Genomic DNA, 25,864 nt, shown 5'->3' with positions numbered 1-25,864 from the left:
GACCTATGCACTTCAGAACTCAAATTAAGAATGCTACCATCATAAACGAAGGCCGCCAGTTTGTTGGCACGCTCGTTATTGATGATGACCGCATCGACGAAATACTTGAAGGCCATGATGCCGAACCTACCATTCCGGTTGACGAGTCGATTGACGGCACCGGCTGCTACGTGCTACCTGGTGTGATAGATGACCACGTACACTTTCGCGACCCCGGACTGACGCAAAAGGGCGATTTCTGCTCAGAAAGCCGTGCTGCTGCGGCAGGTGGTGTGACTACAATTTTTGACATGCCCAACTGCGTGCCTCAAACCACCACCCAAGAGGCATTTGACGAGAAATGGAAAATTGCAGCTTCAAAGAGTGTAGTCAACTATGGCTTGTTCTTTGGCGCCACCGCTGGCAACGCCTACGAGCTGGCCCATCTTAATCCACGCAAGGTGGCCGGCATCAAACTCTTCATGGGTTCGTCAACTGGCAATATGCTGGTTGACAACGAAATAGCCCTGAAGGCTATCTTTGAAAATGCCAAACTGCTGATCATGACTCACTGCGAGAATTCTGCCATCATAAATGAAAACATGAAGGCGGCACAGGCACAATATGGTGCGGACCCAAGCGTGGAACACCACCCCGAAATACGCAGCGAAGAGGCTTGCTACCAATCAACGGCACTGGCTGTACGCCTGGCCCGCGAGAATGGGGCACGCTTGCACGTGGCACACTTGTCAACAGCAAAAGAACTCGAGCTCTTCGCTCCCAACGACCCACTTATTACGGCCGAAGCTTGTGTGGGACACCTGCTATTCTGCGACGAGGACTATGCACGACTCGGCTCACGCATCAAGGTAAACCCTGCCATCAAGACCAAAGCCGACCGCGATGCACTGCGCGCCGCACTGTCGTCAGGCAAAATCTACACCATTGGCACCGACCATGCACCTCATTGCATGGCCGACAAAATGGGAGGGTGCGCAAAAGCGGCATCGGGCATGCCCATGGTACAATTTTCACTGGTTTCGATGCTCGAACTTGTTGACAAAGGCTTGCTCACCCTTGAACGCCTTGTAAAACTGATGTGTCACAACCCGGCCGATTTGCTGCAAATTGAAAACCGCGGCTACCTGCGCGAAGGATATAAGGCCGACATTGTCATGGTGCGCCCACACAGACCATGGACACTCACCCCGAACCGCATTCAGAGCAAATGCAACTGGAGTCCGCTTGAAGGGCACACCTTCCATTGGCGTGTAGAACGCACCTTCTGCAATGGGTTCCCCATCTTCAACCGCGGTCATGTAACGGACGAGAAATTCCGTGGGCAGGCTGTATGCTACAACAGATAACCATCGAATACAACACAAGCAAAGCTACGCAACAAAAAACTACACTCCTATTTATTATGCTGTACAAAATATATCAACTCTGCATAGCACTCCCCATCATTTTTGTAGCCACAGTCATCACTGCTTTAGTTACAATAATAGGCGGTTTGTTCAACGCCCATGTGTTTGGCTACTACCCCGGAAAAATATGGTCACGCCTTATTTGCCGTGTGCTGCTACTGCCCATCAAGGTTGAGGGCCGCGAAAATATCGACCACAACCAAAGTTATGTGTTTGTGGCCAACCACCAGGGGCCAATGGACATATTCCTTATATATGGCTATCTGAACCGCAACTTTAAGTGGATGATGAAAAAGGCTCTTCGCAAAATGCCACTCGTTGGATATGCCTGCGAAAAGGCACGCCACATCTTTGTAGACAAATCTGGCCCCAAAGCTATCAAAGAGACCATTGAGAATGCACGCCACACGCTACAAGGAGGCACCTCGCTCGTAGTGTTTCCCGAGGGCGCACGCTCCTTTACCGGCCACATGGGCATATTCAGAAAAGGTGCATTCCAACTGGCCGACGACCTGCAACTGCCCGTTGTGCCTGTTACCATTGACGGTTCTTTTGATGTGCTTACCCGCATGGCCGGACTCAACTTTGTCAACCGGCACGCCATGCGTTTGGTTATTCACAAGCCCATATATCCCACATCGCACAGCCCCGAAGATATCAAAACTACTATGAATGAGGCTTACAATGTGATTATGTCGGCACTGCCCGAAAAATATCAAGGTTACGTTAAGAATGACGACCAGTGACCGACGTCACGCTATAAAGTGTACGAGTAAGCATATGACACTTGCAGAATAGACACATTTAACAAATACGCGAAAGAGCGCAATAGTCCAACATGAAGCCCTTTTATTATGGCGCTTCAAAATGGACCATTGCGCTCTTTCGGTGTTTATGAGGCTCAAACTAAGTAGGTGTTCAAAATTATTTTTACATTGAAAGGGCACATCTGCGCCTCGATAATGCACTTTCAATGTGAAAATGACATCTACTGATTGTATAAAATAATTTTGAACACCTACTTATTACACGCCACACAACTTAATATACGCACCAATCATAAAGTCCGTCAAGCAACGACTGCAAGGCAACCTTGTCACCACTACGCTCAACAATCCTTAGCAAGCGAGCCATAATCGAAGGTTTGGTCACACGGCATATAACAGGAGCAAAATGATCTTCATAGCGCAAATTTTCAGCCCCCCACTGCGCAAAGAACTCATTAAATCTGAACGAAGCATGACCATACGCATAATCCAACACGAAATCAAGTATCATTGAATGCAAGGTTGACGGGCGCGGATTGTGCAACTGCATGTATTCACGAAGCAAGCCAGACACCCTTTCGTCGCTAACCTTAAATCCCTGCCGGCGCAAATACCTGCATATAACCCAGCCATAAGCGGCATGATACACAGGGTGCACATTTTGCGGCGTACACTCCATGGCATGTACGATGCTCATAGCTTTAGTTGGATGAGTCTTGGATATGCGCTCCGCATAGTCTACCGCTGCAGCATGCGGCATGTGCTTTAGCAGCAAATTGTCATAACACTTGCGCCCTATGCCCTCCTCATCAATCATTGTGCGCAACAGATACTTCATGCACACAAAACATTTTGCCGCCACCTCGCCACCCCCGTCCGTAACCAAAGCCATTTTACACATGTCGTATATAACCCAAAAGAGCGACATTTGGGTCCATTCTGTGTCCATGAAGTGCAAATTGTCAAGCGCCGCATCAAGTGCCGCCTGCCAGTGCCCCCTCCGGCGCAAATCGTTTACATGATTGATTGACATGGCAAGTTAGTGTTCAAAATTACTATATGCGATGCGCAGATGCTGTCTCCAAACGGAATGTAAGTGCTTTAGCGCATCTATCACCTTTGTTTTCGGTCACATAACCCGCTATGTTCCTTCAAACAAAGATAAATTCAACTATATGATTGTGTAAAGATAGGAAAAACGCTCATAACTGCCTATTACCTGTGCGCATTATCTCAAAAGTTGCACAATGAATGCCCATTCTACTGCCGCCTGTCGTAACAGATAGCATGCTTTTTGCCAACTACGTTTTACAAAGAAACGCATCAAGATAAAATAATGTCAATTTGTACAACATTTTTGAGAAAAAAGCAGCCGAAACGTTTGCATGGATTGAAAAAGTCCGTACCTTTGCATCGATTAAAAAAGGCAATTGATTGTTTTACTTAAAATTTTAACAAACACAATGAAAAAGTTAGTTTTCATGTTCGTAGCTTTCGCAGCTATCTCTTTCGCTTCATGCGTTAACAAAACTTCTGACGCAGCTGCTGCTGATTCAACTGCTGATTCTTCAGTTGTAGACAGCACTGCTAACGACTCAGCTAACGCTGATTCAGCTGCTACTGTTGATTCAACTGCTGCTACTGCTGATTCAACTCAGGCTGCTTGAGAGCCAGCTGCTTAACTAAAGAAGTTTAGCTAAGCGAACTCGCTACAACAACGAGAGAAACTGAAACCTGTAACACCGCGTGTTGCAGGTTTTTTTGTGCACCTATACAAACTCAAGGGGAGAACATGGCAAACTCACGCATTGTGCGATGACCATATTCTCCCCATTAGTTTTTCAGTAAGCCCCCTATTACAGGGTAAATAGGTGTTCAGAATTATAGGGTGGTTCTAAAAATTCTGTTTTAAGAACCACCCTACAGCGGCTGGTTGCATGCGCTACTGTGCAAGCCAATGATCTATCAGGTGACGTGCCAAACTCACCTCGCCGGGTATGGCCGGCATGTTGTCGCGCGAATACCACCCTCCCTTGTTGAGTTCAGACCGCTGCAACTGTATGTCGCCACTGTCATATTCAGCTATAAAGCCAACCATCAGTCCACAAGGATAAGGCCACGGCTGCGACGCAAAATAGCGAATGTTCTTCACCTTTATGTGGGTTTCCTCCCACACTTCGCGATGCAAGCACTCCTCAAGCGTTTCACCGGTTTCTACGAATCCGGCCACAAGCCCAAGATAATCCTTTTTGAACTTGTTGCTTTGCACCAACAATATCTCCTGATTATCATGACGCGTAACAGCCACAATAATGGCTGTAGCCAGTGCCGGCCACACCTCCTTGCCACAATTTGTACAACGCTTTGATATGTCGGTATGTAATTTCATAGGCGCGCCACACACCCCACAAAACTTTGTGGTTTGGTCCCAATACAATATTTCACGCGCCTTACCCGCCATATTGTAGAGCGATGCCGGCAACACATCAAACGAGGCACGCAAGGGTACCATCTGCCATTCGTCGCCAAGCACGGGCGTGTCAAGTCGCGCTGTAAAACAAGCATGACCATTCAAATCGGGCAAATGATGCAAATGTTGCCACGCCTCCAAGCGTATTGGCGACTCGTCCCGCAATGGCACATCACCGCCCGACGTCAACAACAATTCGTCCTGACAAAACAAAAAATAGTAATTCATTAATATACCATTTAAGTTAATAGCAAGAGGCGGGCCTGTTCATCATCACAATGAATAGCCCGCCTCATAAGCTTGTTTATTCTAATCCAATAATATTACAAACCAAGGCTCTTCTTTACAGCCTCAATCTTTTCGTGTGCATCAGCCACAGCGCCCGCATAGCACTTCGGACATTGCATTGTGCCCTTTACTTCAACATAGAACTTGATCTTAGGTTCAGTACCCGAAGGACGAACGCTCACCTTGGTGCCATCTTCAGTATACCACTGCAACACATTGCTTGGCTCGGGGAAGTCAACGGCATCAAGTGCTTTCTCTGTGCCATCAGCATCAAACTCCTTCAATGCCTCGTAATCCTTGGTGCACACCACGCGCGAACCAGCTATTTCGGCAGGACGGTTAACACGGAAGTTTTCCATCATAGCCTTTATTTCGTCGGCACCAGTCTTGCCAGGCTTAACCACATTGATGGTTTTGTTTACTGCCAAGCCGTATTCCAAGTATATCTCCATGAGCACATCGTACAGCGTTTTGCCCTGATCCTTTGCCCAAGCGCAAATTTCAGCAAGCAGCGAGCAAGCCGATACAGCGTCCTTGTCGCGGCAGAAGTCCTCGGCCAAGAAACCGTAGCTCTCTTCACCACCGCCAATATACTGCAATTTGCCTTCGTTCAGACGAATTAAACGTGCAATCCACTTGAAGCCTGTGTAGCAGTCAAACATCTTAATATTATTTTTGTCTGCAATAGCCTTAATAAGTTCAGTGGTCACAATCGTCTTTACAACAAAGTCATTAGGCTGCATCTTGCCTTGAGCCTTGCGGTTCATGATGATATAATAAAGGAATATCATGCAAGTCTGGTTACCATCAATCAGCACCCACTCGCCCTTATCGTTCTTGCAAGCCATGCCCACGCGGTCGGCATCAGGGTCCGAAGCCATCACTATATCAGCATCGATGCGCTTAGCCAAATCAAGTGCCATTGTAAGAGCCTCGCCATTTTCGGGGTTAGGACTCTTCACTGTGGGGAAATTGCCATCCTTCACCATTTGCTCGGGCACGCAATGCACATTCTCAAAGCCCCAAAGCTTCAACGAATCCGGAATAAGCATCATGCCCGTACCATGCAACGGCGTATACACAATCTTCAAGTCCTTTTGGCGCTTGATAGCCTCGGGGTCAATGCTCAATGTGTGTACCTTGTCAAGATAAATCTGGTCAATTTCCTTGCCAATAATCTGGATGAGTGCCGGATTGCCCTCAAACTTGATATCCTCAACCTTCACCTTATTCACCTCGGCAATGATGCCCTTATCGTGTGGAGCAAGCACCTGCGCGCCATCGTCCCAATAAGCCTTATAGCCATTATACTCCTTCGGATTGTGGCTGGCGGTCAAAATGATACCGCTCTGACAACCAAGGTGACGTATGGCAAACGACATTTCGGGGGTTGGACGCATGTCCTCAAACAAATACACCTTGATGCCATTTGCTGAGAATATGTTGGCAGCAGTTTCGGCAAACAAGCGGCTGTTATTACGGCAGTCGTGTCCTACAACCACGCTAATTTCATCGCGGTCCTTGAAATTGATATTAAGGTAGTTTGACAAGCCTTGTGTGGCTGCACCAACAGTATAGATGTTCATACGGTTTGTTCCAGGGCCCATAATGCCACGCAAACCACCAGTACCAAACTCAAGCGTTTTGTAAAAAGAATCGATAAGTTCGGTCTTGTCTGAATTTTCTACCATGGCCTTTACGGCCTTCTTGGTCTCGGCATCGTAGCAGTCAGAATCAATCCACTGCTTTGCCACCTGCTCACACTGAGCTACAAGCTGATTATCCATAATTGAAATATTTGCATAAACAAGCGGCCGGCTGCTGCCATGCCGCCATTTTTTGTTTGCTATTATTACGACGAGTAGGCTTCAAGTGTTATACCACAAAAGTACCTTCTGCGCAAAAGCTGCGCCCACCTACTTACAAAATAAAAATTGAACCTGTATTACTAATCCTGCCCAAGCACTACTTCATAGGCAGCACTTCAATCCAATAGTCATCAGGATCGTTAATGAAATAGAGTCCCATCTCTTCGTTCTCGAAGCACACGCACCCCATTTCTTTATGATAAGCACGCACCGCATCATAATCACCAGGCACACGCAGGCAAATGTGCGATTCATTGTCACCCAGTTCATAGGGGTCTTTGCGGTCACGCAACCAAGTGAGTTCTAACTTGAAATCACTCAATTCGTTTTTCAAATACACGATTTTGAACGCACCGTCCGGCCCTTCAATCTCACCACAAGGCTTAAGACCAAGTGCCTTGCCATAAAACTCTATGCTGCGCTTCAAATCGAGCACATTGATGTTGAAATGATCAAATTTAGCTGTTACTTCCATTGCAGTCTGAATTGATACTTTGGTTTGTTTACAAAGGTACGAAAAAAACTCTGCAAACAAAGTGGCGCATGAATAATTTAGCAGTAATTTTGCAACAGCACAAAACTAAAAACTACATCATTATGCTTGACACCATTATCTTTGATTTGGACGGCACACTGCTTGACACATTGGACAACCTTGCAAACAGCGTGAACTACGCGCTGCGTACACACCGACTGAAAGAACGTTCCATCAAAGACATTCGACGTTTTTTGGGAAACGGCATCAGATATTTGATGACAAACGCCGTCGACAATGCCGTAACGGGTGATGATTTTGAAACGGTGTTCCAAACATTCCGCACACATTATGTGGCACACTGCCTGGACACCACACGCCCCTACCCCGGCATCATGCAACTGCTTGAAACACTCAAATCAAAGCAAATAAAAATGGCCATCGTATCGAACAAGCTGGACCCCGCTGTGCAAGAACTGGCCGAGCGCTTTTTCAAAGGATACATTGACTCCGCCGTGGGCGAAAGCAAAACCGTGCGCCGCAAGCCCAACCCCGACGCAGTGCTTAAAGCCATGCACGATTTAGGCACTACGGCCGACCATGCCATATACGTTGGCGACTCCGAAGTTGACCTTGAAACAGCCAAAAATGCCGGACTGCCATGTGCCTTGGTCACCTGGGGGTTCAGAGACGAGGACTTTCTGCGCTCACTACCACTACAACGCGACACACATTTTATCAACCAACCTGCCGAATTACTCAAACTTGTATGAACAGGCAACTGCCTATCACAATACAAATTATACAGACTGACACGCTGCAAAATAGGCTCGTAATGGCAGCAAAACAGTAAAATCGCGCCTTACAACGCAGAAAAACGCAGCAAAAACAACTAAATTAACATATAAATTCGCCATTGTCGTAGACTGTCACATTTCATACGTTCCTTTGCATCACGATTTTGAAAGCAGCCTAAGCTCACTTTCCAACGAGCTGCTACATAAAACAACTCACAAAATACACAGCCATGCAAAAGAACAATTTGACACTTCACAACGCAGCCAATCCCGAGTGGAAACTCATCAATCTGCTCACGCTTGCCACTCTCACACAATGGCTTAAGCGCACAAGCGCCATACAGACACTAAAGAAATGCTACGCCGACATCATGGGCATTAAACTGACATCAGAACAAACCGTTTACGTGTCGTATGCACAGATTGCAAGCGTGCTTACGCTCATGCCCTTCAACATCAATCTGGGCTGGCGCGCCCTCTTCTTTATGTGCTTCTGCATTATGGTCAAGCAGTCGGGCATTACACAAGCCATTCACGACGACGGCGCATAACTTTACTATCACAACACATCACAGGCCCGGGTATGCACTCATCTTAAATGTTGGAGAGCAAACCCGGGCCTGTAATAAATAGGCGTTCATACTTGGTGTTCGCTGTCCGGTGAAACGGAACGTTAACATGCGAACAGACTCAAGCACTTAACGCTACCTCTAATGGGGGCGACGCGTCCCGCGTCGGGAAAATGCAATGTTTATACACTAAATAAAGGCTCACAGACAGCAGTAATTACACTTCTGCCTGTGAGCCTTTGCCTTTATTCCCGACGCGGGACGCGTCGCCCCCATTAGAGTTAGCGTTTAGTGGTAGCGCTTAGTGCTTGAGTGCGTTCGCATGTCTACGTTTTACCAGATGGCAATAAAACTCATGCTATAAAGAGGGGGCCATTGTCACCCTGCAAAACACCTGCATATATTGAAAAAACGGGAGAAGCACTTACGTGCATTCTCCCGTTATACTTTTCGTATTGAGCTGTAATGTGCTTATCGGCACTAATTACTTAGCCTTAGCTACGATGGCCTTGAAAGCCTGAGGATTGTTTACAGCGAGGTCGGCGAGCACCTTACGGTTGATCTCGATACCAGCCTTGTGCAAACCACCCATGAGCTGTGAGTAAGAAAGACCTTCGAGACGAGCTGCAGCGTTGATACGCTGAATCCACAAAGCACGGAAATTGCGCTTTTTGTTACGACGGTCGCGGAAGGCATAAGTCAGACCCTTTTCCCAAGTATTCTTGGCTACGGTCCAAACATTCTTGCGGGCACCATAGTAACCGCGAGTGAGTTTGAGAATTCTCTTACGCTTAGCTCTTGAAGCTACGTGATTTACTGATCTTGGCATTTTGTTGTTACATTTTGGAAGTTAGCGTCGGCTGCCACATTATATTTTTAGTTGCATGACAGACGAACTTGGAAGCTGAACATCCGGTTAGACTTTAATGTGAAAGATTAAAAGGTTTGGATTGCTCCTTTACAGTTAAACCCGCTAAGAGGATTAACGGAGGCAGAGGAGTTCGCGAACCTGACGGCGGTTAGTGCTGTCGATGATAGCTACGTGGTCAAGGTTACGCTTCTGCTTCTTAGTCTTCTTAGTCAGAATGTGACTGTGGTAAGCATGACGTCTTTTGATCTTACCCGTTCCAGTGAGAGCGAAACGCTTCTTTGCACCAGAATTAGTCTTTACTTTTGGCATTTTCTTTTGTTGTTTTATTGTTAATATATCACTGCGGCTACGTGAGATACCGAACGTAGCGCGCGAGCTATTCAGTTATTGCTTCTTTTACCCGAGCGCAAAGATTAGAAATCCTCGCCCTCAACAAAAGGACCAGTATACTCTTTCTTGGCCTTCACCTGAGGAGCCTTCTTTACAGGCTTTGGAGTCTGTTCTTCCTGAGCCTCACTGGCGTCGGCCACAGCCTCAACCTTCTTGGGGGCTGCAGTCTTTTTGGGCGCGATAAAAAGTATCATGCGCTTACCCTCAAGCACAGGCATTTGTTCGACCTTGCCATATTCTTCAAGGTCATTGGCAAAACGGAGCAGAAGCACCTCGCCCTGTTCCTTGAACAATATAGAACGGCCACGGAAGAATACATAAGCCTTTACCTTGTCACCCTCAGACAAGAACTCCTTGGCATGCTTCAACTTAAAGTTGTAATCATGCTCATCAGTTTGCGGTCCGAAGCGAATTTCCTTCACCTCTATTTTAACCTGCTTGGCCTTGAGCTCCTTCTGGCGCTTTTTCTGCTGATAGAGGAACTTTGAATAGTTGATCAAGCGACATACAGGCGGAACAGCATTGGGGGAGATCTCTACGAGGTCAACACCCTTTTGCTGCGCAAGCTGAATGGCCTGACGCGTGGGCATTACTTCAGATTCTACATCATCACCTACAATACGTACCTCGCGGCAACGTATCTGTTCGTTAATGCGATGCTGTGGCTTGTTGTTATTGCGGTCGCGGCGATTATTCTTCTGCGGTGCTGGCATTAAATGAGTATTTGAGTTTATAAGTTTACGAGTTGACAAGTGAACGAGCGATTTTTCACGCGCCACGTATCCTTGTAGACTTTCAACTTTCTTTTATTTTAGTTTTTATCGGCTGCAAATTTACACCTTCTTTTTTGAATATCAAAGCATAACTATGTTTTTTACACGTATTTTTCATCACGTCGTTACAAAATAAGGCCTTTACCTTTGTCTTTATAGCAAAGGCTGGCATAGAGAAAATGCTTGAAGTCCCCTTACAAACACGTAAATTCAGCAAGCAAGAGCCAACTCCGTCATAAGGCAAAATTTTCCACCCCCAGAAAAAAGGGGGCGGAAGATTTTAGTTATGAAACCACTCTAAAAAGGTGCCAATACGTCTATATGCACTTTCGTACCTTCACGCAAGATAAGTGTACTTTTGCACAATAAAACTCTGGAAAATACGTCATTTTTTATAACTTAGCAGTTCAAATTCGAGAATAGACAATTAAGAATAATATGAATACAAAAGCAAAAACATTCATCAAATGGGTCGGCGGTAAAGAACAGTTCATCGAACAACTGGAAGCAAAACTCACAGCGGACTTTGATAATTTGGCAAATGTTACATACAGATTTGTGGCAACTAAAGACTAAGGATTATGGCTAAGATAAAAGTTGAAAATGCAGAAATATCTGTTGTTAGTGTGCAAAGCGAGGATTATATCTCTTTGACTGATATGGCACATAGCCAAATGCAGGAGCACGTAATTTTCAGATGGTTGAGTCTCAAAAGTACAATAGAATATCTCGGCGAATGGGAAATACTATATAATCCGAATTTTAATTGTACCGAATTCGATACAATTAAAAATGCAGCAGGAAGCAACAACTTCGTACTTTCTGTGAAAGCTTGGATTCAAAGAACAGGCGCAATTGGCATTATGGCAAAAGCTGGTCGATATGGTGGAACATATGCCCATCGTGACATTGCCTATCATTTTGGAATGTGGATAAGTCCTCGATTCCAACTTTTATTAGTAAAAGAGTATCAACGTCTTAAAGCTGACGAGCAGAAGCAATTGGCGTGGTCTGCCAAACGTGAATTGTCAAAGATAAATATCGTATTCACACAGATGCAATTAAGGAAAATCTTATTCCAAACGAGGTGACACGTGAACAAGCAGCTATGAAGTATGCCGACGAAGCCGATGTTCTCAACATAGCCATGTTTGGTATGACGGCAAGGCAATGGCGTGAGCAGAATCCAGACAAGAAAGGCAACATTCGTGATTACGCAAGCATCAACGAGCTTATCTGCCTATCAAATATGGAGAATCTAAATGCTGTGTTTATCAACGATGGAATGCCACAATCAGAACGGCTCATTAAACTGAATCAGATTGCTATCCAACAAATGAGAATTCTCGAAGGTACAGGAGGTAGAAACTTATTAAAGTAAAATTGATTATGGCACAACAGAAATATACACAGGTACAGCAAGTGATAGACACGCTTCGCAAGACTGGAGGGTATGCAACACTTGGGGATTTGTATTATCTCGTAGATACAAAATCGTGGGCGACCTATACTCCCAACAAATCAACCCGAAGGATTGTGCAGCAATCTAACGAAACATTATACAATGTGTCAAATCTATAGCGCATAATGCAAGAAACCGTGTCAACAGAGACATGCAATGTATCGGGGGAGGTTTGTGGCATTAAGATTGTATAATTCATTATTAGAATACAGCTGAAACAGCGTTTCTTGTATTACTCCATTCGGAATGGTGCAGGAAACGCTGTTTTTGCGTCCAGACCCAAAGGAGCGAGCAAGCTATGCAAACAAGTGTAGACAAGCTACGGTTATCACCCTACCCCATATATTGGGTTTTAGCCGTTTTGTCTGCACTCTGCACTTTTCACACATAAACGTTTGATTATCAGATATTTGAAGTGTGTAGACAACCCTGAAAATCATCTACACACCTGTCTGCACTACAACACGCACTATAACACTTCATGCACAACTTATCACACTTTGCACAAGTAGGTTTTACCATGCCGCCACAAATAAGAACGATTACGGGAGGCCGTACTATCTATTACTCCAAATGAAACGCCTACCTCGCACAACCGTAACAACGAACTGCCTGCACCGACAACTCTAATCTATACAGACAAGATGCCACTATGCTGGCAGCCGTGCAGACAGTGCAGACAAAAGTGCAGATAGTGTAGACAAAAATGCAAGCAGTGCAGACAAAAAGTGCAGATAGTGCAGACAAAAAAATGCAAGCAGTGCAGACAAAGTGCAGACAAAATGTACTTTTGTCTACACTCGTAAGATAATTGATTATCAGCACTTTAAGACGAAAAGTGCAGAGTGCAGACAAAATTCAAAAAACTATGTAGAGGAGGCTTGACGACGAGACTAAAGTGCAGAATACTTGTATGCACGCACACCACAATTTGTAACACAAAAAAGTGTGCCGTTTACGTTTTGAACAATACGTAAACGGCACACCTTATGCCATGTGGTTGTTATGTGAAATGGCTTATGAACCTCTGAATTTTGATTAGAATTTCTCGGTCATTTCCTTTACTTCATCATTCACCTTCTTTGCAAAGTCGGCAATAGAGAGAACGCCTTGGTCGCCTTCGCCTTGCTTACGCACAGCTACAGTGCCGTTGGCAGCCTCTTTCTCGCCCACTACGAGCAGATAAGGCACATGCTTCATTTCGTTGTCACGAATCTTACGACCAATCTTCTCCGAACGGTCGTCAACGTATGCACGCACGTCCTGTGCATTGAGTTCTTCGCTCACCTTATGTGCGTAATCGTTGAACTTGTCTGAAATAGGCAGCACAGCCACCTGGTCGGGAGTAAGCCACAAGGGGAACTTGCCGGCAGTGTGCTCGATAAGCACAGCCACGAAACGTTCCATAGAACCGAACGGCGCACGGTGAATCATTACAGGACGGTGCTTTTGGTTGTCTGCACCAGTGTATTCCAACTGGAAGCGTTCGGGCAGGTTGTAGTCAACCTGAATGGTACCCAACTGCCAACGACGTCCAAGAGCGTCCTTCACCATAAAGTCGAGTTTAGGACCATAGAATGCAGCTTCGCCGTATTCGATGTGTGCGGGCAGTCCTTTTTCCTTGCAAGCCTCGATAATGGCTTGTTCGGCACGTTCCCAATTTTCTTCTGAACCGATGTATTTCTCGCGATGCACCTTGTCACGGAGTGAGATCTGTGCCTCGAATTTGTCAAAATTCAGAGCCTTGAAAATAATCATGATGATGTCCATCACACGAAGGAACTCGTCCTTTACTTGCTCGGGTGCACAGAAGATGTGTGCATCGTCTTGAGTAAAGCCACGTACACGCGTCAATCCGTGAAGCTCACCACTCTGCTCGTAGCGGTATACCGTACCAAACTCTGCACAACGGAAGGGCAATTCCTTGTATGAGCGTGGACGCCATGCAAAAACTGCACAGTGGTGAGGACAGTTCATAGGTTTGAGCATGTATTCCTCACCCTCTTCAGGTGTGTGAATGGGTTGGAAAGAATCCTTGCCATACTTTGCATAGTGACCTGAAGTTACATAAAGGTTCTTTGAACCGATATGAGGTGTCATAACCTGCTGATAACCATAACGCTTTTGTATTTTCTTCAAGAAATCTTCCAAGCGCAAACGGAGCTGTGTTCCCTTAGGCAACCACATTGGCAAGCCCTTACCCACGAGGTCAGAGAACATGAAGAGTTCCATTTCCTTGCCAATTTTGCGGTGGTCACGGCGCTTGGCTTCCTCTATCATCTGCAGATATTCATCGAGCATCTTCTTCTTGGGGAAGGTGATGCCGTACACACGAGTCATCATCGGACGCTTTTCGTCGCCACGCCAATATGCCGAACTTACCGATGTTACCTTGATGGCCTTGATAGGTGCAGTGCTCATCAAGTGCGGGCCACGGCAAAGGTCGGTATAATTGCCCTGTGTGTAAGTTGTGATATGACCATCTTCGAGTTCTTCAATCAACTCGTTTTTGTAGGTCTGGCCATGATCGGCAAAGAACTTCAATGCGTCGGCCTTTGAAATGTCCTTACGTACAAGAGACTCTTTCTTTTGAGCGAGTTCTTGCATCTTCTTTTCAATCTTGGCAAAATCGGCTTCACCGATTACTACGCCTTCGGGTGGCATCACATCGTAATAGAAACCATTCTCGATAGCCGGACCAATACCAAACTGGGTGCCTGGCCACAACTCTTGCATGGCTTCGGCCATGAGGTGGGCTGATGTATGCCAGAAAGCGTGCTTGCCCTCTTCATCGTCCCATTTATAAAGATTGATAGTAGCGTCTTCGGTAATTGGGCGATTGAGTTCTACCGTTTCGCCATTCACACCGCAAGCAAGCACATCTTGCGCCAAACGCTGCGATATGCTTTCTGCTATTTGCAGACCTGTTACGCCGTTTTCATACTCACGTACAGACCCATCAGGAAAAGTTATTTTTACCATAACATTATTTGGTGTATGTTCTTAATTGGTGGCAAAGTTAGTGCAAACCGAATGCAATGCAAAGCAAAAAGGCAATTTTTTGCCTTGCATTGCTGAGGTGCAGCCTAACTTGCAGAAAGTTTACTGCATATTTTATAAAGCCCTGTGCAGTATTTTCAGAATGATAATGATACTTTTGCACCGCAACATCAACCAACATACATATATATAATATGCCAACACGAATTGAACGAGAAAAGCAAACCGTTGCACAGATGATTAAAATCTACTGCAATGGCAAGCATCACAGCAAGCAGCTTTGTGCAGAATGTCAAGAGCTACTCAACTATGCCCAGCTTAGACTCGAGCGCTGCAAATTTGGCAACCAGAAGCATACTTGCAAAAAATGCCCCGTTCATTGCTACAAGCCCTGTATGCGACAAAAGATGTGCGCGGTCATGCGCTACGCGGGCCCTCGCATGCTATGGCACCACCCCATTGCCGCCATACGGCATATGCTAAATCATTAACCGAAATGGTATAAACCTATTATCACGCCATCACTCATCACTGGCGCATTTGCCGAGCGTGTCAAGTTTTCGGCTGATATGGAGGACGAGGTGGACGATGACGGGCAACTGGGTTACTAAATGCGCTATTCAAGCATTTTTACTTAACAATTTATATGGTTGAGGCGCGTATTCGTGTTAAATGAGACAAAAAAATGGCGAAAAGCAAGTGCTATGGCATACACTCTATTGACGTATATCGTAAATTCGCGGTCAGTAAAATCAAACAACCTATTTCGATATATGACACGTAAATATCTTCCGTTATGGGTTCTGGCCTTGACTTTGGGCCTCCAATCACCCGCTATGGCTGCTAATGCAGTTCCGTCAAACCCCGCTGACCTTACAGTTGCTGCCGAGAGCGCAGTTAACTCTGTAGTATACATCAAGGTCGTAACAGGTGGCAAGACACAGACTATTCAATATTCTGACCCATTTGAAGACTTCTTCGGATTCGGCGACTTTTTTGGCAACGGCAATGGACAGCAACGCCAACGCATACAAACTCCTAAACGCGTAGGAGCCGGTTCCGGTGTCATTCTGACTGAAGACGGCTATATCGTAACAAACAACCACGTTGTGGAGAATGCCGAAGAAATGACCGTGAAGCTGAACGATAACCGCGAGTTCAAAGCACGCATCATCGGTACCGATAAATCAACCGACCTGGCACTTATCAAGATTGAAGCCAAAGGCTTGCAAGCCATCAAGGTGGGCAACTCTGACAATCTTAAATTGGGCGAATGGGTTTTGGCCATTGGCAACCCGTTCAGCCTGACATCTACCGTTACGGCTGGCATTGTCAGCGCCAAAGCCCGCACTCTGAATGCCACACCTGGCAGCATCGACAGCTACATTCAAACTGATGCCGCCATCAACCCTGGCAACTCTGGCGGCGCCTTGGTCAACACCAAGGGCGAGCTGGTAGGTATCAATGCCATGCTTTACTCACAAACGGGTTCGTTCTCGGGTTACGGCTTTGCCATTCCTACTTCTATCATGAACAAGGTGGTTGACGACTTGCGCAAATACGGCACAGTGCAGCGCGCCTTGCTTGGCATTTCTGGCATGGACGTAAGCAACTACATCGACATGCAAAAGGACAAGGGCAAGAACCCTGACCTTGGCACCGTAAATGGCATCTATGTGAAGGAAGTTAGCGCTGATGGTGCCGCTGCCGAGGGTGGTCTGAAAGAAGGCGATGTGATTACAGCTGTTGACGGCAAGAAGATTGAGAAATTTGGCGAGCTGCAAGAGTTGCTTACCAATCACCGTCCTGGCGACAAAGTGACAGTTACTTATCTGCGCGACAAGAAACAACATTCTGCTACCTTGACGCTGCGCAACGTTCAAGGCACTACCGTAGCAGTTCAGTCACTTGACATTACGGCAATGGGGGTGGGCTTGCGTCCGCTTACCGACAGTGAAAAGAGCGAACTCAACATGCCTTATGGTTTGATGATCACAGCTATTCGCGAAGGCAAGATGAAAGAGGCCGGATTAACAAAAGGCTTGATAATCACAAAGGTTAATGATCGTGAGATGCGTACTACCGACGACTTTGACGAGGTAACCAAACAAGCAAACATGAGCAGCGACCGCGTGCTTTGGATTCGTGCCAAAACTCAGACTGGACTCAATCGTTCATTTGCTGTTGAATTGGCTGACACCAAGGCCGTCCACAAGGACAAGAGCAACACGAAGAAATAACATCATATTAAGGTTGAAATAACTGCAAGCGTCCGAGCTTGGCTGTACTAATCACAACCGCTCCGCACGTGCATCAAGATAGATGCCACATGCGGAGCGTTTTTTATTGTTGTTTGTCGTGTATTATCAACGTGCTGTCAGATTTTGTTGACGGTGTACGGCAAATGATTGCATCTCGACAAGCCTGACAATCGGTTTATATCGGTTAAAAAGTTGCCTCGTTTAGCTCTTACCCCCCTATTACGAACAAAGCGACTCGTTTCGCAACGAGTCGCTTTTGAATGTTTTTGATAGGTATTAGTTCTTTAAGGTAAAAAGATTGTATTTAGGATAACGGTGCAAAAGTAGCCCCTTATTTTTACATAGCCAAGTAAACACTAAACAAATTTACGTTATTACTTACTTTTTGCTACATTAGGAGCGCAATTTTGATTTTAAGCGGTCCAATTTGTTAGCATTTCTTTCATAAGCCCCAACGTTCGCGTTGTATTTTGGCAGTCTCATATCAGAAGTCGAACGACAAGCGCGCGTTAATCTGGCGACCAGTCAAGTAGTTCGGCACAGCATATTGGGTGTTAGTAATATCTGTCACCCAATAGTATGAATTGACGTTATCTATGCCCAAAAGGTTGAAGCAATCCAACCCGAGCCAGATGTTTTTGAACAGACGTCCCATGCCACGCTGTATGTGACGGTCACTATTGTTCAACAAACGATAGCTCATGCCAATATCCACACGTTTGTAGGCAGGAGCACGAAGCGTTTGCTTCGACTTGTCACTGCGTGGAGGCCCAAACGGCAAACCATCGGCAAAAGCAGCTTTAAGCGTGAAACGCCAACGTGTAGTTCCCGGAAAATAATCGGTAAAGAACAACGACACGTTATACCTTTGGTCTGTGGGACGCGGAATAGACAGGCCGTCTATTTTTTCTTTGGTACGCATCAGCGAGAAAGTAAGCCACGAATCTGTACCGGGCACAAACTCGCCATACAACTTAAAGTCAACACCTGCTGCATAACCACTCGACTCATTACGGCCATAATATACCACACGCACATTATCTACCGTGTATGGTATCAAGTGCGAAAGGGCTTTGTAATAAGCCTCAGCCGTAAACTTGAACGGACGTCCGGCGACCTTGAACAAATAGTCGGCACCGAACACAAAATGTATAGAACGCTGCGATTTGATGTCACGATTGAGCTGAACCGTAGCAATGCCATTTGTCAACGTCGTATCCTTCAACTCCTTGTAAAAAGGTGCCTGGTAATAAAAGCCCGTGGCAAAACGGAAGGTCCAATGGTCGGAGAATGATGGCAACAGTCCCATCGACACACGCGGCGACACTATCGTTTCTTTATTCCAGTCCCAATGACTCAAACGTACACCATACGTAAGGTTGAACAAGCCAATCTTTGCACGTATGCGCCAAGTGTCCTGTGCGAAAAGCGATATACGCGAAGTTGTAATGTCTGACTTCGATCGCAAACTGTAAATGAGGTTCAATGCTGTGGGGTTATATGGCAATGAATAGCCCATCGAATCGCGCATTTCCCACTCACGCGAATTGTCATGAATAGTCTCGCGTGTCCAGTTAAAGCCTGCTTGCAGCGTATGACCGGTCAACTTGGTACGGAAACGCAGACCCGTGTTCATCACACGCGCCCTCAAGCGGTTACGTGCGTGTTCCAAATAGGTGCCGACACCCAACTGCTCGGCAGTCGTGGCCTCATTCAGCCAATATTGCCCCTGTATGTCGTAAGTTTCATGCTCTTGTGTGGCATAAGTTGAGAACTGCAAGGCCAAATAGGTATCTGGATTAAAATGACGCGTGAGAGTTGCTGCTCCAAACATGGTTTTGAAAAAGTCCTTTTCCTGACCGTCGAAATACACAAGAAAGGTTTTAGCCTCGCTGATTGTACCAAACTTCGTTTCGCGGTTGTGCGGCACAAAGTTGTAATGGTTGTCTGATATATTACCCAACACATCAAATGACCACCGACGATTGGGACGCCACGAAAAGAATGCCTGATAGTCGAGAAAGTTCGGGCGGTACTCGCCATTGGTGTCTGTCGACCCCAACAGATATCGCGTGGTTTTGTAACGCACCGACGACATCAAGCTCACCTTTTTATTACCCCAACCCACATACGCGCCAGCACCAAGCATTGACGCCTGTGCCGTAGCCTCAAAATTCTCCGGGTGCTTGTACGTAATATCGAGCACTGACGACATTTTGTCACCATAACGTGCCTCAAAGCCGCCCGACGAAAAACCGATACTCTCCACCATATCTGAGTTGATGATAGAAAGCCCCTCCTGCTGCCCCGAACGCACCAACATGGGACGGTACACCTCGATACCATTAAGGTAAACGCAGTTTTCGTCAAACGAACCACCACGCACATTATACTGCGACGACAATTCGTTGTGTGTGCTCACACCGGCCTGCGTGGCAATAATCTCCTCCACCCCGTTGCCTGTGGTTGACGGAGTAAGTTTGGCATCAGGCTGTGTAATACGCTGCGTAGTTGTTGTTTGTCTTCCCTGTCCCGTCACCACAGCTGTGCCAAGTGTGTTGTTCGAGTCGAAAGGTGGCAACATGACATCAAGACGCACAGAGTCGCCCGGCGAACGCAACAAACGTTTGCGTGTTTCATAGCCTATCATTGAATAAACTATGCGCACACTGTCTTCTGACGCACACCACAAGTTGTACTCGCCCTTCAAATTGGTAAATGTCAGCGCATTCTGTCCCACAGCCCTTACCGAAGCCAATTCGATTGGTGCCCCTTGGTCATCTTTTATTACACCGAACACGCGTGTGCGCCTTTGGGCATATACGTTAGTGGCCGCCATTGCAAACAGCAACAGCAGCCATACGCTATTTAATATCTTGTTGTATTGTTTGTTTGAAGCCATATAAATATGATAACGGCATATTTCCATGTTTATTGCAAATATCGGGAGTTGATTTACCCTCTCCCACCCTGCAACATCTCGCCTATCTGCTACACCTTACTTATTAAAACTCAACGGCGCAACTTTCGATGTGAAAGCTGCGCCGTTGCGTGGGCAAAGATGGATTCGAACCACCGAAGGCGTAAGCCAGCAGATTTACAGTCTGCCCCATTTGGCCACTCTGGTATTTGCCCTTATTTCTTAATTGCGATGCAAAGATACGAACTATTTTTGTAACTTCCAAGCATAATCGACCATTTTTATTGCAGTTAGTGCAAATTCTTCGCCTTTATTGCCTAATCTGCCCCCCGAACGCTCCTCAGCTTGCTCATGATTGTTAACTGTGAGCAATCCGAAAATCACCGGAATATCGCCTTTGGTGTTCAATTCTGCCACGCCTTGCGTCACACCTTGGCAAATATAATCAAAGTGCGGTGTATCGCCACGTATTACGCAACCAAGGATTATGATACCATTCACATGACCGAACTTTGCCAGTTGTGATGCAGCATATATCAGTTCAAAACTGCCCGGCACACGTTCTACCTTTATATTGCCTTCGGCCACACCATTCTTTTTGAGTTCACTAACCGCCCCATCAAGCAATTTGTCGGTTATGTGATTATTCCACTCTGTGGTGATTATGCCAAAACGCATTTCGCTGGCATCGGGCACTGGTATGGTTTGGTCTGCTGTATATGAATAATTAGAAGATGACATTTTATATATATGTGTTATATGTGTGCAAAAAAAGAGTGGCTGCGGCTTGCAAAGTTCTTATCAGTTTATTAAGACCTACTCACTTGCAAGGCGCAGCCACCGCATTATTGTAAATTACAAATTGTATCAGTTACCGAATACAAGGTTACTTTGAAAGTCTTTCAATGTACTTATCAATTACAGCATCAAGCACCACACCATTTTGTTGTTGACGGCTGCAAATCGGTGCTGAAGGATACTTGCTCTTTATGTCTTGATACAATTTCAAAGCATCGTCCTTCTTGTTCTGGCTTTCAAGAACAAGTGCCGCATCAAACAAGGCCTGTGAGCTGAGCGCAGGTACATCTGTAGCATCAGCTGCCTTCTTAAAGGTCTCAACAGCCTTGTCAAGTTGCTTATCAGTTGCATAAGCATTAGCGAGGGCATAAAGAGCTTGTGCCGATACGGTCTTGTCACCCTTTACGTCAAAGGCTTCCAAATATTTGATAGCCTCCTTGGTCTTGCCCAACTGAAGGTTGCAGATACCAGCCTCATACTTGGCAATGTTGCCTGCATTGGTTGAGCTGTACTTGTCAGCGATTTTAGTCAAACCGAGCGTCTTGCCTTCGCCTTTCAAAGCGTGCTCGTAGTCCTGACTCATCAGATATTTTTGCATTACGATACCAAGGCACTCCTGTGCTTTTTCCTCACGAGGCTTTGAATAGCCAAAGATGTAGGCAGGAATACCACCTGCAATGACTAAGACCACTACAACGGCCGTGATTACTTGCTTTTTGTACTTGATGAAAAATGCTTCGGTCTTGGCCAAAGATTCGTTCACATCGAGTGTTTGGTTGTTCTTCTGATTGCTCATAATATGTTTTTTCTTTATTTACAGATTGCTTTGGCACTCATAACCCTTTAAGCATCAACGGGTTGACAAATGCAGCGCAAATTTACAACTTTCCACCCATGTACTGAAATAAACCACTACTTTTTTTACCTCACGCAAGCACGTACATTGATAAAAAGGATTATTTTGACAGCACACAGCGCGCTTTAAGCTGCCGTTTACTTTGTTTTTGACTCATCAAGGTGTAACTTTGCATTGTCTTAAGCCGTCGGCGAAATTCCTTGTTAATGGGGTTAAGGGTTAAAGGGTTAGCAGGTTAACAAGCTCTTTACTAATTCCGCCTGCGCGTTGTCTTAACGCTATTATTTAGCATACACATGATATTAAACCATCTCACCATAACCAACTACCGCAACATCGGCGTAGCCAGCCTTGAGTTTTCACCCAACATCAACTGTTTGGTGGGCGCAAACGGCATGGGCAAGTCGAACGTGCTCGATGCCATATACTACCTGTCGTTTTGCCGAGGCTTTGCCAGTGCACAGGACGCTCTCAATGTCAACCACGACACAGACTATTTCATATTAGAGGGCGACTACACCGACGATATCGATAGCCACAAACGTGTGTGCTGTTCACTCAAGCGGGGGGCACGCAAAAGGCTCAAGGTTGACGGCAAGGACGTCAAACGCATCTCCGAGCACGTGGGCCACATACCGCTCGTCATCATTGCCCCTGCCGATTCGGCATTGATTTTAGGCGGCAGCGAAGAGCGGCGGCGCTTTATGGACATGGTCATCATGCAGTACAGTGCCCCCTACCTCGACGCCCTCATTCGTTATGACAAGGCGCTGAAACAACGCAACGCCTTGCTCAAACAAGAGGCTGAGCCCGACAGCTCGGTTTTGGACGTGCTGGAGGATATGATGTCTATGAGCGGACAAGTTATCTATGAGCAGCGCAAACAATTCATCACAGATTTTCTGCCCATCTTCACCGACTTGTACACGCAACTTTCGGGCAACACTAACGAACAGGCCGGCATAACATACATCAGCCATGGCGACCGTGGCGAACTACGTCCTCAGTTGCACGACTGGCGTGCCAAGGAACGCATCGTGGGCTATTCACTGCACGGCATGCACAAGGACGAACTCGAACTTACACTCAACGGTTTCGGAGTCAAGCGTGAGGCATCACAAGGTCAACAAAAGACGTTCTTCATTGCCATGAAACTGGCACAATTCATCTTCCTAAAGAACAAAGGCGAGCACCGTGTTCCATTATTATTGCTTGACGACATTTTCGACAAACTCGATGCCAACCGCGTGGAACGCATCATTTCTTATGTCAGTAACCAAAACTTTGGACAGATATTCATTACAGACACCCGCCGCGAACACCTCGACCGCATACTTGCCGCCACACAGCACGACTATAAACTGTTCAATGTAACAAATGGCGAAGTAAGCCAGGTGTAGTAAAAAGAGAATAAGATTATACAGCTGTCCGGTACAACCACAAAGCACATATTTATGCCTTTGCTATTAGTTGTACCGGACAGCATTCATATTAAATAGGATAACCCTCTTCCATGATAATTTGTTTGAGAACATCGTTTTTTACAGAAGAGGCTTCAGCCTTATCGTAGATAAGAAGCAGGACAATTACACCATCAACCTCATGGACAATAAAATTATAGGTGATAATCCTTGCCCCTCCCGATTTTCCCTTACCTTTTGATTTGATAGCCATTCGTATTTTACGAATGCCTGGAGACAATTCATCTCCTTGCAGCGGATTATCCAATAGTTCTTTACGAAAGGTCTTCAAGTTTTCCTTGAAACTCGGATACTTTTTGGCTAACCTTTTTGCAGCCACATCAAAGTAGCTTGAAGTGGTTATACTATAATTCATCAATCAGGCTATCAAGTGTATTAAGCTTTTTCTTTCCGGCAATAACCTCTTTAAGTTCACGAAGAGCACCCCTTAAATCAGCTGTTATTTTCTGTGTTTCGTCCGAAATAAAATCAGAAGAAGACACAGGAACTAAGCGAAAGTTCCCCTCACGTGATTTCAATATTACATGTTCGCCCGAATTTACCATCGAGAAATATTTCCCTTGGTTGGCTCTAAAATCTCTTGCACTAACTATCGTCATAACAATATGGTTTATTGGTTATGGCGCAAAGTTAAGAACTTCCTTTCTATTTGGCAACCGAATTGGTACCAAACATTATATGAATCATTCTCACAAACACCTCCATTTAGTAATGGTGAAAGAATAAGTTGAGCAATTTTGACCTGTATTTTTGTTGCTTTTGAAATTTGGAAGAGGGAGCATAGCGGGCTATGTGACCGATGACAAATTGCAAAAGCGGCAAAAAGACAGGGCATAAGGAACATCTCCTTACTCCGCAAAATTGGTCAAGTTATTTTTTCACCATTACTTAATTCAAACTATTACTGTCCGGTAGCCCCAAAACGCATATATCTGCAATTTGGGGTTACCGGACAGCAACTATTGGTATTACTTGGCTTATCTTCAAGTCCGTCATACATTCCTCACGAAAATGCGATGTCAACAATCACATTAACGCCGACTTTGGCATTGAGTTTCTTGACAAGGTCGCTGCGCTTCATCGACAACTCGTTGCGCAACATAGCCGAACGCAGTTTAACATACAACGTTTGGTTGTACACCCTCAAGCTCTCCGTCAACCGTTCTGCCGCAACTCCGGCCACCTCGCCCCATGCCGCTATCAAGCGGTGCTCATTAAGCGGTGTTTCGAGTTGCGACTGACGCAAGAAGCGCAAAAGCACTTTTTCAATAGATTCTTCTTTACGCCTTTCCATTGTCCGTCGGCATATTACTCAGGCCTTTCAGCCTCAATCTTTACGATGCCGCCTGTCACAGGAGAAAGCTGCACATGGGTCGTTGTCTTTTTGTTAAACAGTTCGCCGCCCAAATGTTCTACGCGTCCGAATTGCGCCATTGGCACCGATTGCGAAACAAATTCCTTATCGGCCGAGAATACCTTTACCAAAGCTCTGCCCGGTGTGGCATACCTCAGGTCGGCCACCTTTTTCTTTGCCTTGCCATTTGCCTCAGCCGCAACTACCTCTGGCAAGCTTTTTTGGTCTTTTACGCTTATATATACAGGTGTGCCAGCAGGGTCGTCAGCGTCAACCACGCCCAAATATTTTGAAAAGTTGAACACCACTTGGCGATCAATATCCTGCGTTGGTGTCACATCAAACACCACAACGTGTGTTTCACTGCTTGCCGAGCCACGGAACAGCTGCATCAACCCATCTTCCTGCGTGTCCAGATTAGCGAGCATCAACTTGAGCTGCTCACCGTCCTTAGGCATAAAGTCGGCCTGTCCCTTTGTCAACAAACCACGGTTTTCGCGAATGTCATATATTTCGTTTGCAGCCAATTCTGCCATTTTAGCAGTACTGCCAGCCGAGAGTATCTCTTCTGTCTTGAAATCAGCACCATTCACCGTCTTTTGCTGCACTTTCGTTACCGACGCCACAGGCAGTTGCTCATCGTTCACACTGCTTTTGGCATTAACCGACAGCAAGCGCCCGTCGTTAGTCAGCGACACATACGGGGCCGAAGTTTTCTGTTTGAACTTGATGCTATAAGCCTTCGACTTGTCGGCTACGCCATAAGGCACAATTTTCACATCGTCAATAGTCCACGTGTCATACGCTGTCTGCGGCACATCTTTCAAGCGCAAGTAGCGCTCTGCATACTCACAGAACTCGCCTGGCGTATGATGCGTTTTGGTAGCAGTCAGCACAACGCGCAAACTTGTTGCGGGCAAAAAATATGTAATGCCGTCTTCGGTCAACCCCGGCGTATAAGCAGTCACTTCGGTTTGAGCCTTTGCGCCCAATGAAAGCAGAGCCGCAGCAGCGGTTATTATTGTAAAGCGTTTCATCTTCATCGTACAAAAATTTCA

Annotated in this window: 24 protein-coding genes, 1 tRNA gene and 1 pseudogene; 10 read left to right on the top strand and 16 right to left on the bottom strand. The window is 46.0% G+C overall.

The features are described 5' to 3' along the window. Positions 1–5 precede the first annotated feature (5 nt). Positions 6–1,346 carry a dihydroorotase gene (locus BQ5453_RS09800; RefSeq protein WP_071123081.1) on the top strand — a complete coding sequence of 447 codons (1,341 nt, stop codon included), beginning with the start codon at positions 6–8 and terminating at the stop codon, positions 1,344–1,346. A 56-nt stretch (positions 1,347–1,402) separates the two neighbouring features. Further along, positions 1,403–2,152 (top strand): lysophospholipid acyltransferase family protein, encoded by a 750-nt coding sequence (locus tag BQ5453_RS09795; protein WP_071123610.1) that lies wholly within the window; start codon positions 1,403–1,405, stop codon positions 2,150–2,152. Between the two features lie 295 nt (positions 2,153–2,447). Here the strand turns inward: BQ5453_RS09795 and BQ5453_RS09790 are convergent, their stop codons facing one another. Further along, positions 2,448–3,206, bottom strand: a complete 759-nt coding sequence (locus tag BQ5453_RS09790) for a hypothetical protein (RefSeq protein ID WP_071123080.1) — start codon at positions 3,204–3,206, stop codon at positions 2,448–2,450. A gap of 430 nt (positions 3,207–3,636) precedes the next feature. Here BQ5453_RS09790 and BQ5453_RS09785 point away from each other — a divergent pair, with 430 nt between their 5' ends. After that, positions 3,637–3,840 carry a PG1828 family lipoprotein gene (locus BQ5453_RS09785; protein ID WP_071123609.1) on the top strand — a complete coding sequence of 68 codons (204 nt, stop codon included), beginning with the start codon at positions 3,637–3,639 and terminating at the stop codon, positions 3,838–3,840. Positions 3,841–4,115: 275 nt separating this feature from the next. On the opposite strand, the gene nudC is transcribed toward BQ5453_RS09785, so the two are convergent. The 3 genes from nudC to BQ5453_RS09770 all read right to left on the bottom strand — a co-directional run bounded on the left by nudC (position 4,116) and on the right by BQ5453_RS09770 (position 7,274). After that, positions 4,116–4,871 (bottom strand): NAD(+) diphosphatase, encoded by a 756-nt coding sequence (nudC, locus tag BQ5453_RS09780; RefSeq protein WP_071123079.1) that lies wholly within the window; start codon positions 4,869–4,871, stop codon positions 4,116–4,118. A gap of 95 nt (positions 4,872–4,966) precedes the next feature. Continuing rightward, positions 4,967–6,718, bottom strand: a complete 1,752-nt coding sequence (locus BQ5453_RS09775; RefSeq protein WP_071123078.1) for a phospho-sugar mutase — start codon at positions 6,716–6,718, stop codon at positions 4,967–4,969. 178 nt (positions 6,719–6,896) lie between these two features. Then, positions 6,897–7,274, bottom strand: coding sequence for a VOC family protein (locus BQ5453_RS09770; RefSeq protein ID WP_071123077.1), 378 nt, complete (start codon positions 7,272–7,274; stop codon positions 6,897–6,899). Between the two features lie 68 nt (positions 7,275–7,342). On the opposite strand from BQ5453_RS09770, the gene BQ5453_RS09765 reads away from it, so the two are divergent. Both BQ5453_RS09765 and BQ5453_RS09760 read left to right on the top strand, forming a co-directional pair. Then, positions 7,343–8,047 (top strand): HAD family hydrolase, encoded by a 705-nt coding sequence (locus BQ5453_RS09765; RefSeq protein WP_235860072.1) that lies wholly within the window; start codon positions 7,343–7,345, stop codon positions 8,045–8,047. A 254-nt stretch (positions 8,048–8,301) separates the two neighbouring features. Continuing rightward, a complete protein-coding gene (locus tag BQ5453_RS09760) occupies positions 8,302–8,622 on the top strand; it encodes a hypothetical protein (RefSeq protein WP_071123076.1) in 321 nt (106 codons plus the stop codon). Between the two features lie 502 nt (positions 8,623–9,124). Here the strand turns inward: BQ5453_RS09760 and rplT are convergent. From rplT to infC, 3 genes are all read right to left on the bottom strand, one after another. After that, positions 9,125–9,469: a 50S ribosomal protein L20 gene (gene rplT, locus BQ5453_RS09755; RefSeq protein ID WP_022102596.1), complete on the bottom strand. Its 345-nt coding sequence runs from the start codon at positions 9,467–9,469 to the stop codon at positions 9,125–9,127. A gap of 153 nt (positions 9,470–9,622) precedes the next feature. Then, on the bottom strand, positions 9,623–9,820 hold the full coding sequence (gene rpmI / locus BQ5453_RS09750; protein WP_022102595.1) for a 50S ribosomal protein L35: 198 nt from the start codon (positions 9,818–9,820) through the stop codon (positions 9,623–9,625). 104 nt (positions 9,821–9,924) lie between these two features. Then, a complete protein-coding gene (infC, locus tag BQ5453_RS09745) occupies positions 9,925–10,614 on the bottom strand; it encodes a translation initiation factor IF-3 (RefSeq protein WP_071123075.1) in 690 nt (229 codons plus the stop codon). A gap of 498 nt (positions 10,615–11,112) precedes the next feature. Here infC and BQ5453_RS14170 point away from each other — a divergent pair, with 498 nt between their 5' ends. Then, entirely contained in the window at positions 11,113–11,250 is a 138-nt protein-coding gene (locus BQ5453_RS14170) for a hypothetical protein (protein ID WP_022102592.1), read from the top strand. 5 nt (positions 11,251–11,255) lie between these two features. Then, positions 11,256–12,055 (top strand): annotated as a pseudogene (locus BQ5453_RS09740) (KilA-N domain-containing protein). A 1,119-nt stretch (positions 12,056–13,174) separates the two neighbouring features. Here the strand turns inward: BQ5453_RS09740 and thrS are convergent. Further along, positions 13,175–15,118 (bottom strand): threonine--tRNA ligase, encoded by a 1,944-nt coding sequence (gene thrS, locus BQ5453_RS09735; protein ID WP_071123074.1) that lies wholly within the window; start codon positions 15,116–15,118, stop codon positions 13,175–13,177. A gap of 212 nt (positions 15,119–15,330) precedes the next feature. On the opposite strand from thrS, the gene BQ5453_RS09725 reads away from it, so the two are divergent. Next, complete coding sequence (locus BQ5453_RS09725) at positions 15,331–15,627, top strand: nitrous oxide-stimulated promoter family protein (RefSeq protein ID WP_071123072.1); 297 nt, start codon at positions 15,331–15,333, stop codon at positions 15,625–15,627. A gap of 282 nt (positions 15,628–15,909) precedes the next feature. Further along, entirely contained in the window at positions 15,910–17,376 is a 1,467-nt protein-coding gene (locus BQ5453_RS09720) for a Do family serine endopeptidase (protein WP_071123071.1), read from the top strand. Between the two features lie 505 nt (positions 17,377–17,881). Here the strand turns inward: BQ5453_RS09720 and BQ5453_RS09715 are convergent. The 4 genes from BQ5453_RS09715 to BQ5453_RS09700 all read right to left on the bottom strand — a co-directional run bounded on the left by BQ5453_RS09715 (position 17,882) and on the right by BQ5453_RS09700 (position 21,911). Next, positions 17,882–20,299, bottom strand: a complete 2,418-nt coding sequence (locus BQ5453_RS09715; RefSeq protein WP_143033363.1) for a TonB-dependent receptor — start codon at positions 20,297–20,299, stop codon at positions 17,882–17,884. A gap of 150 nt (positions 20,300–20,449) precedes the next feature. Continuing rightward, positions 20,450–20,532: transfer RNA gene (locus tag BQ5453_RS09710), tRNA-Tyr, on the bottom strand. 31 nt (positions 20,533–20,563) lie between these two features. Next, positions 20,564–21,058 carry a 6,7-dimethyl-8-ribityllumazine synthase gene (gene ribH, locus BQ5453_RS09705; protein ID WP_022102584.1) on the bottom strand — a complete coding sequence of 165 codons (495 nt, stop codon included), beginning with the start codon at positions 21,056–21,058 and terminating at the stop codon, positions 20,564–20,566. A gap of 145 nt (positions 21,059–21,203) precedes the next feature. Next, positions 21,204–21,911, bottom strand: coding sequence for a tetratricopeptide repeat protein (locus BQ5453_RS09700; RefSeq protein WP_071123070.1), 708 nt, complete (start codon positions 21,909–21,911; stop codon positions 21,204–21,206). A gap of 356 nt (positions 21,912–22,267) precedes the next feature. On the opposite strand from BQ5453_RS09700, the gene recF reads away from it, so the two are divergent. Further along, on the top strand, positions 22,268–23,371 hold the full coding sequence (gene recF / locus BQ5453_RS09695) for a DNA replication/repair protein RecF (RefSeq protein WP_071123069.1): 1,104 nt from the start codon (positions 22,268–22,270) through the stop codon (positions 23,369–23,371). A gap of 91 nt (positions 23,372–23,462) precedes the next feature. Here the strand turns inward: recF and BQ5453_RS09690 are convergent, their stop codons facing one another. From BQ5453_RS09690 to BQ5453_RS09675, 4 genes are all read right to left on the bottom strand, one after another. Next, positions 23,463–23,807 carry a hypothetical protein gene (locus BQ5453_RS09690; RefSeq protein ID WP_071123068.1) on the bottom strand — a complete coding sequence of 115 codons (345 nt, stop codon included), beginning with the start codon at positions 23,805–23,807 and terminating at the stop codon, positions 23,463–23,465. Continuing rightward, complete coding sequence (locus BQ5453_RS09685) at positions 23,797–24,051, bottom strand: type II toxin-antitoxin system Phd/YefM family antitoxin (RefSeq protein WP_022102580.1); 255 nt, start codon at positions 24,049–24,051, stop codon at positions 23,797–23,799. Before BQ5453_RS09685 ends, BQ5453_RS09690 begins: the two co-directional genes overlap by 11 nt. 404 nt (positions 24,052–24,455) lie before the next feature. Then, on the bottom strand, positions 24,456–24,746 hold the full coding sequence (locus BQ5453_RS09680) for a DciA family protein (RefSeq protein WP_022102579.1): 291 nt from the start codon (positions 24,744–24,746) through the stop codon (positions 24,456–24,458). A gap of 14 nt (positions 24,747–24,760) precedes the next feature. Then, a complete protein-coding gene (locus BQ5453_RS09675) occupies positions 24,761–25,843 on the bottom strand; it encodes a DUF4831 family protein (RefSeq protein WP_071123606.1) in 1,083 nt (360 codons plus the stop codon). Positions 25,844–25,864: the final 21 nt, after the last annotated feature.

It is taken from the genome of Prevotellamassilia timonensis (genome assembly GCF_900106785.1).
GTDB lineage: Bacteria > Bacteroidota > Bacteroidia > Bacteroidales > Bacteroidaceae > Alloprevotella > Alloprevotella timonensis.
This window is presented reverse-complemented; position numbering and strand designations above follow the sequence as displayed.

Excerpts from the sequence above, each read along its gene's own strand:
- BQ5453_RS09800 (WP_071123081.1), top strand. The coding sequence starts at position 6 with ATGCACTTCAGAACTCAAATTAAGAATGCTACCATCATAAACGAAGGC.
- BQ5453_RS09795 (WP_071123610.1), top strand. The coding sequence starts at position 1,403 with ATGCTGTACAAAATATATCAACTCTGCATAGCACTCCCCATCATTTTT.
- BQ5453_RS09790 (WP_071123080.1), bottom strand. The coding sequence starts at position 3,206 with ATGTCAATCAATCATGTAAACGATTTGCGCCGGAGGGGGCACTGGCAG.
- BQ5453_RS09785 (WP_071123609.1), top strand. The coding sequence starts at position 3,637 with ATGAAAAAGTTAGTTTTCATGTTCGTAGCTTTCGCAGCTATCTCTTTC.
- nudC (WP_071123079.1), bottom strand. The coding sequence starts at position 4,871 with ATGAATTACTATTTTTTGTTTTGTCAGGACGAATTGTTGTTGACGTCG.
- BQ5453_RS09775 (WP_071123078.1), bottom strand. The coding sequence starts at position 6,718 with ATGGATAATCAGCTTGTAGCTCAGTGTGAGCAGGTGGCAAAGCAGTGG.
- BQ5453_RS09770 (WP_071123077.1), bottom strand. The coding sequence starts at position 7,274 with ATGGAAGTAACAGCTAAATTTGATCATTTCAACATCAATGTGCTCGAT.
- BQ5453_RS09765 (WP_235860072.1), top strand. The coding sequence starts at position 7,343 with ATGAATAATTTAGCAGTAATTTTGCAACAGCACAAAACTAAAAACTAC.
- BQ5453_RS09760 (WP_071123076.1), top strand. The coding sequence starts at position 8,302 with ATGCAAAAGAACAATTTGACACTTCACAACGCAGCCAATCCCGAGTGG.
- rplT (WP_022102596.1), bottom strand. The coding sequence starts at position 9,469 with ATGCCAAGATCAGTAAATCACGTAGCTTCAAGAGCTAAGCGTAAGAGA.
- rpmI (WP_022102595.1), bottom strand. The coding sequence starts at position 9,820 with ATGCCAAAAGTAAAGACTAATTCTGGTGCAAAGAAGCGTTTCGCTCTC.
- infC (WP_071123075.1), bottom strand. The coding sequence starts at position 10,614 with ATGCCAGCACCGCAGAAGAATAATCGCCGCGACCGCAATAACAACAAG.
- BQ5453_RS14170 (WP_022102592.1), top strand. The coding sequence starts at position 11,113 with ATGAATACAAAAGCAAAAACATTCATCAAATGGGTCGGCGGTAAAGAA.
- thrS (WP_071123074.1), bottom strand. The coding sequence starts at position 15,118 with ATGGTAAAAATAACTTTTCCTGATGGGTCTGTACGTGAGTATGAAAAC.
- BQ5453_RS09725 (WP_071123072.1), top strand. The coding sequence starts at position 15,331 with ATGCCAACACGAATTGAACGAGAAAAGCAAACCGTTGCACAGATGATT.
- BQ5453_RS09720 (WP_071123071.1), top strand. The coding sequence starts at position 15,910 with ATGACACGTAAATATCTTCCGTTATGGGTTCTGGCCTTGACTTTGGGC.
- BQ5453_RS09715 (WP_143033363.1), bottom strand. The coding sequence starts at position 20,299 with ATGGCTTCAAACAAACAATACAACAAGATATTAAATAGCGTATGGCTG.
- ribH (WP_022102584.1), bottom strand. The coding sequence starts at position 21,058 with ATGTCATCTTCTAATTATTCATATACAGCAGACCAAACCATACCAGTG.
- BQ5453_RS09700 (WP_071123070.1), bottom strand. The coding sequence starts at position 21,911 with ATGAGCAATCAGAAGAACAACCAAACACTCGATGTGAACGAATCTTTG.
- recF (WP_071123069.1), top strand. The coding sequence starts at position 22,268 with ATGATATTAAACCATCTCACCATAACCAACTACCGCAACATCGGCGTA.
- BQ5453_RS09690 (WP_071123068.1), bottom strand. The coding sequence starts at position 23,807 with ATGAATTATAGTATAACCACTTCAAGCTACTTTGATGTGGCTGCAAAA.
- BQ5453_RS09685 (WP_022102580.1), bottom strand. The coding sequence starts at position 24,051 with ATGACGATAGTTAGTGCAAGAGATTTTAGAGCCAACCAAGGGAAATAT.
- BQ5453_RS09680 (WP_022102579.1), bottom strand. The coding sequence starts at position 24,746 with ATGGAAAGGCGTAAAGAAGAATCTATTGAAAAAGTGCTTTTGCGCTTC.
- BQ5453_RS09675 (WP_071123606.1), bottom strand. The coding sequence starts at position 25,843 with ATGAAACGCTTTACAATAATAACCGCTGCTGCGGCTCTGCTTTCATTG.